This is a genomic window from Pasteurella sp. P03HT, assembly GCF_054052285.1.
In genome coordinates, this window is record NZ_JBSIUM010000001.1 from 169,869 (window position 1) to 182,424 (window position 12,556).

Annotated in this window: 11 protein-coding genes; 1 reads left to right on the forward strand and 10 read right to left on the reverse strand. The window is 40.2% G+C overall.

Annotation, left to right across the window (positions count from 1 at the left end; all coding sequences use genetic code 11):
* Positions 1–25 precede the first annotated feature (25 nt).
* From ftsW to ACWIT3_RS00830, 10 genes are all read right to left on the reverse strand, one after another.
* Positions 26–1,216, reverse strand: coding sequence for a putative lipid II flippase FtsW (gene ftsW, locus ACWIT3_RS00785; protein ID WP_457160951.1), 1,191 nt, complete (start codon positions 1,214–1,216; stop codon positions 26–28).
* Positions 1,217–1,227: 11 nt separating this feature from the next.
* Positions 1,228–2,532: a UDP-N-acetylmuramoyl-L-alanine--D-glutamate ligase gene (murD, locus tag ACWIT3_RS00790; RefSeq protein WP_457160952.1), complete on the reverse strand. Its 1,305-nt coding sequence runs from the start codon at positions 2,530–2,532 to the stop codon at positions 1,228–1,230.
* A 25-nt stretch (positions 2,533–2,557) separates the two neighbouring features.
* A complete protein-coding gene (gene mraY / locus ACWIT3_RS00795; protein WP_457160953.1) occupies positions 2,558–3,640 on the reverse strand; it encodes a phospho-N-acetylmuramoyl-pentapeptide-transferase in 1,083 nt (360 codons plus the stop codon).
* The gene (gene murF, locus ACWIT3_RS00800; protein ID WP_457160954.1) at positions 3,634–5,019 is read right to left on the reverse strand and encodes a UDP-N-acetylmuramoyl-tripeptide--D-alanyl-D-alanine ligase; all 1,386 of its coding nucleotides are present in this window, start codon (positions 5,017–5,019) and stop codon (positions 3,634–3,636) included. The genes mraY and murF overlap by 7 nt, the downstream gene beginning before the upstream one ends.
* Complete coding sequence (gene murE / locus ACWIT3_RS00805; protein WP_457160955.1) at positions 5,012–6,502, reverse strand: UDP-N-acetylmuramoyl-L-alanyl-D-glutamate--2,6-diaminopimelate ligase; 1,491 nt, start codon at positions 6,500–6,502, stop codon at positions 5,012–5,014. Before murE ends, murF begins: the two co-directional genes overlap by 8 nt.
* Positions 6,503–6,511: 9 nt before the next feature.
* On the reverse strand, positions 6,512–8,326 hold the full coding sequence (gene ftsI, locus ACWIT3_RS00810) for a peptidoglycan glycosyltransferase FtsI (protein ID WP_457160956.1): 1,815 nt from the start codon (positions 8,324–8,326) through the stop codon (positions 6,512–6,514).
* Positions 8,327–8,343: 17 nt separating this feature from the next.
* Positions 8,344–8,661 (reverse strand): cell division protein FtsL, encoded by a 318-nt coding sequence (ftsL, locus tag ACWIT3_RS00815; protein ID WP_046339440.1) that lies wholly within the window; start codon positions 8,659–8,661, stop codon positions 8,344–8,346.
* Complete coding sequence (gene rsmH / locus ACWIT3_RS00820; RefSeq protein WP_457160957.1) at positions 8,661–9,626, reverse strand: 16S rRNA (cytosine(1402)-N(4))-methyltransferase RsmH; 966 nt, start codon at positions 9,624–9,626, stop codon at positions 8,661–8,663. The genes ftsL and rsmH overlap by 1 nt, the downstream gene beginning before the upstream one ends.
* A gap of 121 nt (positions 9,627–9,747) precedes the next feature.
* Positions 9,748–10,206, reverse strand: coding sequence for a division/cell wall cluster transcriptional repressor MraZ (gene mraZ / locus ACWIT3_RS00825; protein ID WP_457160958.1), 459 nt, complete (start codon positions 10,204–10,206; stop codon positions 9,748–9,750).
* 270 nt (positions 10,207–10,476) lie between these two features.
* Positions 10,477–12,021 carry a carbon starvation CstA family protein gene (locus tag ACWIT3_RS00830; protein WP_457160959.1) on the reverse strand — a complete coding sequence of 515 codons (1,545 nt, stop codon included), beginning with the start codon at positions 12,019–12,021 and terminating at the stop codon, positions 10,477–10,479.
* A gap of 290 nt (positions 12,022–12,311) precedes the next feature.
* Between ACWIT3_RS00830 and ACWIT3_RS00835 the strand changes: the two genes are divergently transcribed.
* Entirely contained in the window at positions 12,312–12,542 is a 231-nt protein-coding gene (locus ACWIT3_RS00835; RefSeq protein ID WP_457160960.1) for a zinc ribbon domain-containing protein, read from the forward strand.
* The last annotated feature ends 14 nt before the right edge of the window (positions 12,543–12,556 follow it).

The following is a 12,556-nucleotide window of genomic DNA, read 5'->3' on the forward strand; positions in this document are numbered from 1 at the left end:
AAGTGCGGTGAGGTGTTCAAATCTTTTAATCGTCTCGCAGGCGTGCTTGCCCAATTTGCATTAAGCGATTTTCATGATCAATGCGCAATAATAAGCCGATTGTCATTGACATAATAATTAAGCTGGAGCCACCATAACTGATTAAAGGAAACGTTAATCCTTTTGTTGGTAAGAGCCCTAATGACATACCTAAGTTGACAAACCCTTGGAAAAAAATCCAAAAGCTAATTCCAAACGCCAAAAATCCCCTGAATCGCTGTTCTAATAATAATGATTCACGTCCAATTTTCATTGCTCTTAAAATCAGCAGACCCAGTAAAATCACAATGACGACAATACCAAAGAAACCGAACTCTTCTCCCACTACTGCCATTACGAAGTCAGTATGTGCTTCAGGTAAATATTCTAATTTTTGGATAGAATTCCCTAATCCTTCCCCTACCCATTCACCACGTCCAAATGCCATGAGAGAATTAGATAATTGGAAGCCAGTCCCATAAGGATCTTTGAAAGGGTCTAAAAAACCCGTAAAACGTTTTAAACGATATGCGGAAGACAAAACGAGCCAAACAAACAGTAAGCCTCCCAATGCAATTAAGCCAACAAATTGCCAGAAATTTGCGCCAACAATGAAAAGCAAACCGAATGTAATGACAAAGAGCACAACGGTACTTCCCAAGTCAGGTTGCACCAGCAGGAATCCCCCCATCAAGCCCATTAAAGCAAAAGGCTTAAATGCACTTAACTTGCGACTGCGTACTTCATCATATTTACGAGTAAAATAACTGGCAAGAAAACAGGTTAATGCCAGTTTCGCAAACTCAGCAGGTTGGAAATTGAATAATCCCATTGGAATCCAACGTCTTGCGCCATTGACTGATAAACCGATGCCTGGAATTAATACAATTAACAGTAAAAACAACGCAAATGCAAACAAACGCACATGCCATTTTTCCCATTTTTCAATAGGCACCTGTACGCATAAATAACAAGTCAGGCAAGAAAGGAAAACATAAATTGCATCGCGTTTAGCAAAATGAAAAGGATCTTTAAATAAACGTGTACCAACAGGAATCGATGCCGATGACACCGCTAACAGCCCAATTAAGAGTAATACAATAAATAACCAAAGTAACGCACGATCGTACAACAAATTGGTCGGTGTAATACGCGTCCAACGATCATATTGCTGTCTTACTTTTTCAAATAATGGCATAGAGAGCTTACCTAACTTAATTGTGCTAAACGCGTAAATTCTTCGCCTCGTTTTTCAAAACTCGGGAACTGATCGAGACTTGCACAGGCAGGAGACAGTAACACCATATCCCCTGCTTTTAATCTTGGACGCAAAGATTCGATCGCTTGTGCCATGGTCTCAAAAAGCTGACTTTGCGCTGAAAGTGCTGCCAATTGCTTGCCATCTTGTCCAAAACAATAACAATAAATATTCGGCTGATTAATTAGTGAGGCTAATTCTGAAAAATCAGCCCCTTTACCATCACCGCCGAGTAATAAATGTAAGGTGCCTGCTACATGTAATCCTGTTAAGGCCGCCACAGTACTGCCCACATTGGTGGCTTTTGAATCATTGACCCAACGTACACCATGGGCAATATGCGCTAATTGAAAACGGTGGTCTAAGCCAGAAAAATGACGTAAAGCATCACGAATCCCCACTAAGCCAATTCCAGCAGCTTGTGCTAACGCGATGGCCGCAAGGGCATTCATGTAATTATGACGTCCGACTAATTTCATTTCATCGCAGGCTAAAATACAGTCTGTATTTGCCATTAAATACGCCTTGCCTTCTTCTGTTTTTAACCAATAATCTGCATTTTTCTCACCAAAACTGACCGCACTTTTTAAGTTATCCGCACGAGTGAGAGGATCTTCTGCGTTAATGACCGCGGTTGTTGCGCCTTGATAAATTTTCAGTTTGGCTTGACGGTAGTCTTCTAGATCCACATAACGATTCATGTGATCTTCTGTCACATTCAATACCGTCGCCGCAATGGCTTGTAAACTGTATGTGGTTTCCAATTGGAAGCTAGATAATTCAAGCACATAAAGATCGTAAGATTGCGTCAACAAAGACAGGGCGGGAATTCCAATATTGCCCCCCATTCCGACATTTAATCCAGCGGCTTTAGCCATTTCACTTACCAGTGTTGTCACGGTGCTTTTCCCGTTAGAACCAGTAATCGCAATAATCGGTTTAGTAGCTTCTCGACAAAATAACTCAATGTCGCCAATCACTTCCACGCCTGCATTCAGTGCGGTTTGAATTTCAGGTGTTTTCACGGCAAGTCCAGGACTAATCACAATCATCTCTGCGTCAAGCAACCATTGCTGATTCAAACTTCCTGTATGGAGTGGCACATGTGCAGGTAATTGGTCAGCGCCCGCAGGATGTGGTCGAGTATCAATAACACAGACATCTGCTTGTTTAGCTAATAAAAAATCAACACAGGATAATCCTGTTTTTCCTAATCCAATCACACAGATTTTTTTATTTTGATAGCAAGTTTGCATGATTTCTCTTTTATCCTTTCTCTCGTTAACGCAGTTTTAGCGTTACTAATCCAATCAATACCAACATTAAAGAAATGATCCAAAAACGCACAATTACCCGTGGCTCTGGCCAGCCTTTTAATTCGAAGTGATGGTGAATTGGTGCCATGCGGAAAATACGTTGTTTACGTAGTTTATAAGAACCGACTTGCAAAATAACGGAGAGCGTTTCTACGACAAATACTCCGCCCATAATCACTAATAAAAACTCTTGGCGTACTAATACTGCAACCACCCCTAATGCGCCACCCAGCGCTAATGATCCCACATCGCCCATAAACACTTGAGCAGGATAAGTGTTAAACCAAAGAAACCCTAAACCTGCTCCGACAATCGCGGTACAGAACACAACTAACTCTGCACTAAATTTAATATAAGGAATATGCAGATATTCCGCGAAGTTAATATTACCTGTTGCCCAAGCAATTAACGCGAATGCCCCCGCAACGAGCACCGTTGGCATGATGGCTAGCCCATCTAACCCATCGGTTAAATTGACGGCATTACTGGTACCAACGATCACAAAATATGCTAATACAATATAAAATATCCCTAACTGTGGCATCACCTCTTTGAAAAAAGGTACCACTAAACGTGTTGCATCGGTGTCTTTACCTAAAGCATACATTCCGAACACAGCGACTAACGCAATGACAGACAGCCAAAAGTATTTCCAACGTGCCACTAAGCCATCGGTATTTTTACGTGTAATTTTACGATAATCATCAACAAACCCAACGGCGCCATAACCAAACAGCACGAATAAACTAAACCAAATGTAAGGGTTTGCTAAATTTGCCCATAAAAGTGTGCTTACTCCAATCGCAAAGAGGATCATAATCCCCCCCATCGTTGGTGTACCACGTTTACTAAAATGGCTCTCAGGTCCATCATTACGGACTTCTTGACCAAACTTAAGTACTTGCAGGCGACGAATGACTTTCGGTCCAATCCACAATGACAATAACAATGCCGTTAATAATGCCAAAATTGCACGTACTGTAATATAAGAAACAACGTTAAACCCGCTGTAATATTGTTGTAAAAACTCACCCAGCCAAACTAACATACAAAATTTTCCTTCAATGTATTAATGACGTCTTCCATCTTCATACGACGAGACCCTTTTGCTAACAAGACAACAGGCTGATTCTGTTCTAATTTTTCTTGAATCAATGTTGTCAACTCAGCACAAAGTCTTGTTTTATCTGTGAAATGTTGTCCTAAACAGGCACTAGAAATGACCGCACTTTCCACGCCAAAAGAAAACACAGCATCCAATCGAGCCGATTCAGCCCAGTCTGCTACCTGTTGATGACAAAACTGTGTATTTTCGCCTAATTCTGCCATGTCGCCAACTACTAAAATGCGAAAAGCTGAATATTTTTTTAGCACGTTAATTGCAGATTGCAAAGAGTCGACATTCGCATTATAGGTATCATCTAACAATAAGAGATTGTCACAAGGTTGAATAGGAAATAACCGTCCTTTCACTTGTGAACGCACTTCCAGCCCGAGTTTAACTTGAGATAAACTTGCTCCAACATTCATAGCTAATGCCGTTGCCGCCAACGCATTTTTAATATTGTGCTCGCCTAAATAAGATAAATTAATGCGAACTTGACCCGCTGGAGTATGTAAATCAAAGGTTGAACCCGTCTCGGTAAACTGCACGTTATCTGCATAAAAATCTGCATCAGGTGTTTGATAACCAAAATACTGAACTTGACGCGTACCAATTTCTGTCGCCCAGAATTTTGGGTAATAATTATGCTCTTTATTAATGATAGCAATACCATCTGAACGCAGTCCGCGGAAAATTTCCCCTTTTGCTTTTGCCACCCCCTCTATACTACCAAACCCCTCTAAATGCGCCGCAGCCACGTTATTCACAAGCGCCACATTCGGCTGAACCAAACTGGTAGTATAAGCGATTTCCCCCTGATGATTAGCGCCCAGCTCAATCACGGCAAATTGATGTTGTTCAGTTAAACGTAATAACGTCAAAGGTACCCCAATGTCATTATTAAAATTGCCCTGAGTAAATAAAACATGCTCTCTTCCTACCGCACTTTGTAAGATACTTGCCGTCATTTCCTTCACGGTTGTTTTACCCGATGATCCTGTCATTGCCACAGTTAAAGGCGCCACATGGTTTTTGACCCATTTTGCGAGAAGACCGAGTGCAAGACGAGTATCTTTCACCACTAATTGTGGTACTACAATCAAGGGATTCACTTGTTGAACAACTAATGCAACGGCGCCTTGTTCCACGGCCTGTGCTAAATAATCATGCGCATCAAAATGCTCGCCTTTTAAAGCAAAAAAGAGACTCTTCGCTACTGATTGACGAGTATCCGTATTGATAGTCTCAACAGTGACTGTTTCTGAGCCCACTAATTGTGCAGATAAAATTGTCGCTAATTGTTTTGTCGTTAATTTAAGCATGTTGATGACTCATTTCAAAATAAGTTTGAACCGTTTCTTGATCTGAAAAATGTTGCTTTTGTGTGCCAATAATCTGGTAATCTTCATGTCCTTTACCTGCAATCAAAATCACATCTTCAATGGCAGCTTGCTGCAGCGCAAAATGGATTGCCGCTGCACGATCATGAATCACATTTACCGTTGTTGGTTTCTCAAATCCTGTCAAAATATCTGCGACAATTTGTGTAGCCGATTCGGTGCGTGGATTATCATCCGTCACGATGACGTGATCTGCAAATTGCTGAGCAATCGCTGCCATAAGTGGGCGTTTCCCGCGATCGCGATCGCCACCACATCCAAACACACACCAAAGTTTACCCTGGCAATGTAAGCGAGCAGCCTGTAACGCTTTTTCTAATGCATCAGGGGTATGCGCATAATCCACAATCGCTGTCGGCTGTTTCTCTGCCATTAACATTTCCATTCGCCCACATACTCCAGTCAACTGTGCTGCCGTTTTCATTAACTGTGCTATGTCATATCCGAGAGAAAGAAGTGTCGCGAAGACTAAAAGCAAATTGCTGACATTAAAGGCCCCGATTAACTGACTTTGTAATTGTCCATTTCCCCAACTTGACTCAAATTCAATCGTTGCGCCTTTATTTGTAAAGGTAATTTGTGTTGCTTTTAACCACTTCTGCTGCGCTTGGGCAGGACAAAACTCAGCACATGAACTGACGGCAACAGCATGAGGTAATTCAGCTAACCATGCACGCCCAATCTCATCATCTGCATTAATAACTTGATGCTGAGATGTTAAATCTACAAATAAACGTTTTTTCGCTAAAGCATAATTTTCCATCGTATGATGGTAATCGAGGTGATCACGACTCAAATTAGTAAAAATCGCTACTGCAAAATGCAGCGCGTCCACACGGTGCTGCACCAAGCCATGCGATGACACTTCAATGGCAGCAAAATCCGCTCCTTTGGCTACAAAATCCGCTAATCCCGCTTGGATTTCAATAGCAGAGCCTGTTGTATTTGTTGCCTCTTTAACTTGACCAACTAATCCATTACCGATCGTTCCCATCACCGCACTCTTATGACCTAACAACGTACTCCACTGCGCTAACAACTGCGAAACCGTGGTTTTACCGTTAGTTCCTGTCACTCCAATCAACGTTAATTTTTGCGAAGGCTGTCCATAGAACACATCCGCCAATTGCGATAAATGTCGGCTAAGTTGATAAAATGAAATCACGGGTACGTCATGTTTCCACGCCACATGTAAATGTTGAGCGTCAGAATCTGCCTCTGCTAACACCGCACTTGCCCCTTTTTCAATGGCTTGTGCAATGTATTGACGACCATCAACATGGTGACCTTTTAATGCAACAAAAAGACAGCCTTGCTGTACAGCTCGACTGTCTAAAATCATTTCGGTCAGTTCAATGTTTGGGGCAAGTTCAACTTGCCCCAAAAGTGCGGTTAATTTTCGCATAATTTCTTCTTAGTTTGTTTTTGTTCCATTATCATTATTCAAACGGACAACCCGTTTTGCTATTTTATCTTGCGATACTGCGTCAGGCGGAATATTGTTTGTTCTCAAGGCATACCCCATAATAGTCGAAAACACAGGCGCAGAAATCGCACCACCATAATATTGCCCAGCTTTAGGATCATTAATCAGGACAATTAAGGCATAACGCGGATCAGAAATGGGTGCTACACCCGCAGTATAAGCAATATATTTATCCACATAACGACCATTTTCTAATTTTTTCGCTGTCCCTGTTTTAATACCGACACGATAACCCTCAACCATCGCTTTTTTATTCTTAATCGCCACTTTCTCCATCATATTCACGACTTCACGCGTAATTTTTTCAGGATAAACTCGTTCACCGATCACAGGTGGATCCACTTTTGTGATTGATAGCGGTCGATAAATCCCAAAACTGCCTAACGTCACGTAGGCACGTGCAATTTGTAGTGGTGTTGCATTAATCCCATAGCCATAAGCAACGTTAGCTCGCTCAATATCAGACCAACGTTTACGATTCGCATTCAAGAGACCAGACTGTTCGCCAATTAAACCTAAATCCGTTGGTTTACCCAGCCCAGCATTCATATAGGTTTCCATCAATGCGCTCGGAGGCATACGTAAAGCCAAACGGCTCACCCCACGGTTACTTGAATGCTCTAAAATACCATCTAACGTGAGCTGATCACGTGGTGCCACATCGCGCACTTCATGTCCATTTAACACTAATGGTCCTGTATTAATCACTTCATTGCGTTTAACCGCCCCACGTTGTAATGCAGCAAGGACAACAAAGGGTTTCACTGTTGAACCAGGCTCAAAAGTATCCGTAATAGCACGGTTACGCATTAAATCTGCCTTCACTCCCACACGATTATTCGGATTATAAGACGGGGCATTCGCCATTGCTAACACCTCACCAGTGCGAACATCCACAAGCACGGCAGTCCCTGATTCTGCTTTATTTTCGGCTACGGCTTTTTTAATTTCGCGATATACCATGGATTGCAGTTTTTCATCAATACTTAACGTCACATCTTGTGCGTCATATTTTTTAACATCTGCAATGTTTTCAACAATATTACCAAACTTGTCTTTACGATAAGTCCGTGAGCCTGATTTACCAATGAGTAGGGAATTAAAACTCTTTTCAATTCCCTCAATTCCCTCACCATCAATATTGGTATACCCAATCAAATGCGCAACTTCTTCTACACGAGGATAAAAACGGCGTGCTTCATTTTTTAGCACAATACCTTGTAATTTCAGTGCTTTCACATAGTCTGCAACAGTAGGAGAAACTTGGCGTGAAATATAGACAAAACGAGACTGCGGATTTTTTTCAATGCGCTTCATCATCTCGTTATATGACATGCCTACTGCATCTGCTAAGGCTTTCCAACGCGCTTTATCAACAAGGGAATTTTTCTCAAAAATATCTTTAGGATCTGCCACGATAGAATACATCGGTACACTGACAGAAAGTAACTGACCATGACGATCTAAAATAGAACCTCGTACTGATTGGATTTCTTGTGTACGCAAAGAACGTTTATCCGCCTCATCCATTAGCGAGTCAGAATTAATGATTTGCACATTTGCCGCTTTACCAATTAATACGACTAAACAACTCATAATGACGGCGAGCGAAACAAAATAACGCCATTTTAAAAAACTGTTTTCATACACCACTTTCGGTTTATTCAGTTTAATCGCGTCATTTTTAGCAACAGTAATGGGTTTTGCTCGTTTAATTTTCTTTGTCGTATTAAATTTCACCATTTTGTCATCCCCAAAGGTCACTCTAGGATCAAGACTTCTTGTTCAGGCTGAACGCGTTTCATACCAAATTGATGGGCAATTGCTTCGATACGAGTATTATCACTTTGCGTTGCTTCTTCTAGTTTCAAATTCAAATATTCATTTTCAAGCGCTTGATGTTCAATCACTAATTGCCCTTTTTCTGCTACAAGAATACGGGTTTGATGTGTCATCCAAATCGTTGCTAATGCAGTAATCACAATAGATAATAACAACGCCATAATCGTTTTATTCGCATGAAAAAGATCTTCTACAATAATATGATGTAATGGATAACGCTCATTGCTATCTAACATTAGATTTTCTCCGCAACACGTAATACCGCACTTCTTGAGCGAGGATTCAACGCTTGCTCTTGTTCACTTGGCATAATCGCTTTACCAATCGTTTTTAATGTTTGTGTTTTTTGAATTTGGTCCTCGCGTAATGGCAAACCTTTAGGAAGGCTTTCTCCTTTGCTTTGCTTACGCATAAAATGTTTCACCATGCGATCTTCTAATGAGTGAAAACTAATAATAGATAAACGTCCTTTTTCAGCTAAAACTGTTAATGCGGACTGCAACACACTTTCCAATTCCTCTAATTCTGAGTTAATGAAAATACGAATTGCTTGGAAAGTACGAGTAGCAGGGTGTTTATGTTTATCTTTAAAAGGGATTGCACTTGCGACTAATTCTGCAAGTTGGTGTGTTCGAGTCAGTGGCTCAGTACCATTTTGGCGTGCGGCTTGATTATAATTCACAATAGCAGTGGCAATACGTTTTGCAAAGCGTTCTTCACCGAATGTTTTTAACACCCACGTTAAATCTTGTTCGGAAACCTGTTGTAGCCATTCGCTTGCAGAAAGACCTTGAGTCGTATCCATACGCATATCTAACGGACCATCTTTCATAAAACTAAAACCACGCTCAGCTTCATCTAACTGAGGAGAAGAGACTCCTAGATCTAATAAAATACCGTCAATTTTACCCGTCAAACCTAGCTTTTCACAAATTTCAGGAATCGCAGAGAAACTGTTGTGTTCAATATGGAAACGGGGATCTTGAATTTTATTTGCTTCAGCAATCGCACGCGGATCGCGATCAATCGCGATAAGACGACCATTATCGGTCAATTGAGAAAGGATCAAACGAGAATGCCCACCTCGCCCGAAAGTACCATCAATATAAATCCCTTTTTCTTTCAATGCCAAGCCTTCAACCGCTTCATGTAATAAAACGGTGATATGATCAGGCGACGAAAAAGTATTCTGTATATTCATAGCAATTACCAATGGTACAAAATAAAGGAAATAAAATATTAAGAGTAAGATAAGGCGGTGCGACTGCACCGCTTATCCTTTGCTAGTGCTGCTGTTCTGTTGTGAGAAAGTAAACCTTTCTTTATAATGACAGCATTTTTAATTCTTCAGATAGTGCAAATTGACCACTTGCACCGAGTGCCATATCACGTTCAATCTGGGCTTGCCATTCTGCATCGCTCCAAATTTCGAACTTATTTAATTGCCCAACTAACATCAGGCTTTTTTCTAATTTAGCATGTTGGCGCAATGGCCCACTGATTAAAATACGTCCTGCACTATCTAGCTCACATTCAGTGGCATAACCTAGCATCACACGCTGTAAGCTACGTTGCGTTGGCTCGAAATTTGATAAGGCTAAAAGTTTTTGTTCAATTAATTCCCATTCTTTTAATGGATAAAGTAACAAACAAGGCTGACGAATATCGACAGTACACACCATTTGACCTGCGCTTTGTTCAAGAATTTCAGCACGATAACGAGTCGGGATCGCAATACGACCTTTCGAATCTAAATTAACTGCTGATGCGCCACGAAACATGGTTGTTTCCCTTTGTGATTGTTACAAGATGAAATTTAGGAATTTTTTGCCCACTTTTACCACAAAACTCCACTTATTACCACTTTTCTTAAGTGTAGTATTACTTTGATTAACTTGCAAGCAATTTCATGGTTTCAGAAGTAAAGTTTTGTATATTTTTGACGATGAAAGAAAAGGGGAAAATCACATCATGTTGGACATGAGAAAAAGCAAAAAAACACCCTACCAAGTGCACTTGATAGGGTGTAATAGAAAATAGCAATCTATGAATTATTGTTTAACTAAATCATCCACCAACGAATCAGGATCACCTTTTGCAATTGGTTTCAATAAAGTAAAGAACAATACGCTACAGAATACGGTTAAACCTAAACCAATATACACAGAAAGTTGGTAATCTAAGTTGAAACCGATTTTGTTGTACGCTAAGTAGGTGAAACATACTGCACTGATAAACATCGCTGGTAAGGTACATACCCAGTGGAATTTACCATAGCGGAATAAGTAAGCTGCTGCAGTCCATAACATCACCATTGCAGTGGTTTGGTTCGCCCAGCTGAAATAACGCCATAATACGCTGAAGTCAATTTTCGAAACGATAAAGCCTAATACGAATAATGGCACAGCAATCACAAGACGTTTAGCTAATGTTTTTTGTTCGAATTTAAAGAACTCAGCGATGATTAAACGCGCAGCACGGAAGGCAGTATCTCCAGATGTAATTGGAAGAACAACTACACCAAGAATAGCAAATACCCCACCTACTGCACCTAAGAAGTAGATTGAAGAATCATAAACCACTTTTGATGGAGAACCTGCTGCGATAGCTGCTTGTAATTCATTTGGATCTTGGTAGAAACTTAATCCAACTGCACACCAAACTAATGCAATCACACCTTCTGCAATCATTGCACCGTAGAAAATGAAACGACCTTCTTTTTCATTTTGTGCACAACGCGCCATTAATGGAGATTGTGTCGCATGGAAACCTGATAATGCACCACAAGAAATAGTTAAGAATAGTAATGGCCAAATTGGTAAATCACCTTTTGGTTGTAAGTTTTGGAAGAATTTCTCAAAATCTAATCCACCAACAGTACGGAAAAACTCAATTGGCTCAGCAGTATTTAAGTGGCTGCTAACTAAGCCATACATCATACCGAAAGTCATGAAGAGTAATAACGCACCAAATAATGGATAGATACGACCAATGATTTTATCAATTGGTAGTAACGTTGCGACGATATAGTAAACGAAAATAATAGTAGTCCAGATCACTAATACAGTAGCAGCATCATAACCAAAGACAGTTGCTGCAGCACCAGTGCTTTCAACGACACCGAAGCTATCCATTGTAATCGTACTTAATAGTTTTGCAGGGCTCGCAACGAATACCACACCAACTAAAAGCAATAGCACAACGGCTAGCATGTTGATGAATGCTTTAACAGGCGCACCTAAATAACGACCCGCTAACGTTGGCATTGATGCACCACCGTTACGTACACTTAACATACCACAGAAATAATCGTGTACTGCACCAGCAAAAATACAACCTACTACGATCCATAACATCGCAACAGGTCCATATAATGCCCCAAGGATAGGACCAAAAATTGGACCTGTACCTGCAATATTTAATAGCTGAATCAACCAAATCTTTTTAGTTGACATAGGCATATAGTCAACACCATCATTCATTGTGTAAGCTGGCGTTGCTTTTTTCGGGTTGATCACGAAGATCTTTTCGATAATTTTACCGTATACAAAATAGCCGATCACTAATATTGCAACGCAAAAGAAGAACCATAACATAATAAATTACCTATCTTAAGTAGATTAATATTTAAACAACTTTTCTTATAAAAAGCCCTGCGTATTTTATTTCAGTTGTTACAACCAAGTAAACTATAGAATAAATCTACATCACAAGATATTTACAACTTTGTGATAACTATCACGCTTTAACCACACTTTTCTCTTCTGACATCATCAATATACTCAAATAACAGGGTCGATTTTGTTTAAAATTTGTGAAAAAATGACTGCTCTTTTATACACATTTATCTCCGTCAAGCAATCATAAGTTAAATAAGAGAGGAAAAATGGCATTACATCGTTGTCCAGAATGTCGACGTAAAGTCAGTGAAAGCGCCATAACATGTCCAAATTGTGGCTTCTCCTTTAAAGAAGAAGATTTAGCCATCTATCGACAAAAACTAGAAGAACGGCGTTTACATAATCAAGCAATAAATAAACAAAGCGCTAAATTACATTTAGTCTGGTTTGTTATTTTTGCCTTAGTGATTGGTATCGCTAGCTGGATTGTCAATTAACAAAAAAAGCGAAT

Excerpts from the sequence above, each read along its gene's own strand:
- ftsW (WP_457160951.1), bottom strand. The coding sequence starts at position 1,216 with ATGCCATTATTTGAAAAAGTAAGACAGCAATATGATCGTTGGACGCGT.
- murD (WP_457160952.1), bottom strand. The coding sequence starts at position 2,532 with ATGCAAACTTGCTATCAAAATAAAAAAATCTGTGTGATTGGATTAGGA.
- mraY (WP_457160953.1), bottom strand. The coding sequence starts at position 3,640 with ATGTTAGTTTGGCTGGGTGAGTTTTTACAACAATATTACAGCGGGTTT.
- murF (WP_457160954.1), bottom strand. The coding sequence starts at position 5,019 with ATGCTTAAATTAACGACAAAACAATTAGCGACAATTTTATCTGCACAA.
- murE (WP_457160955.1), bottom strand. The coding sequence starts at position 6,502 with ATGCGAAAATTAACCGCACTTTTGGGGCAAGTTGAACTTGCCCCAAAC.
- ftsI (WP_457160956.1), bottom strand. The coding sequence starts at position 8,326 with ATGGTGAAATTTAATACGACAAAGAAAATTAAACGAGCAAAACCCATT.
- ftsL (WP_046339440.1), bottom strand. The coding sequence starts at position 8,661 with ATGTTAGATAGCAATGAGCGTTATCCATTACATCATATTATTGTAGAA.
- rsmH (WP_457160957.1), bottom strand. The coding sequence starts at position 9,626 with ATGAATATACAGAATACTTTTTCGTCGCCTGATCATATCACCGTTTTA.
- mraZ (WP_457160958.1), bottom strand. The coding sequence starts at position 10,206 with ATGTTTCGTGGCGCATCAGCAGTTAATTTAGATTCGAAAGGTCGTATT.
- ACWIT3_RS00830 (WP_457160959.1), bottom strand. The coding sequence starts at position 12,021 with ATGTTATGGTTCTTCTTTTGCGTTGCAATATTAGTGATCGGCTATTTT.
- ACWIT3_RS00835 (WP_457160960.1), top strand. The coding sequence starts at position 12,312 with ATGGCATTACATCGTTGTCCAGAATGTCGACGTAAAGTCAGTGAAAGC.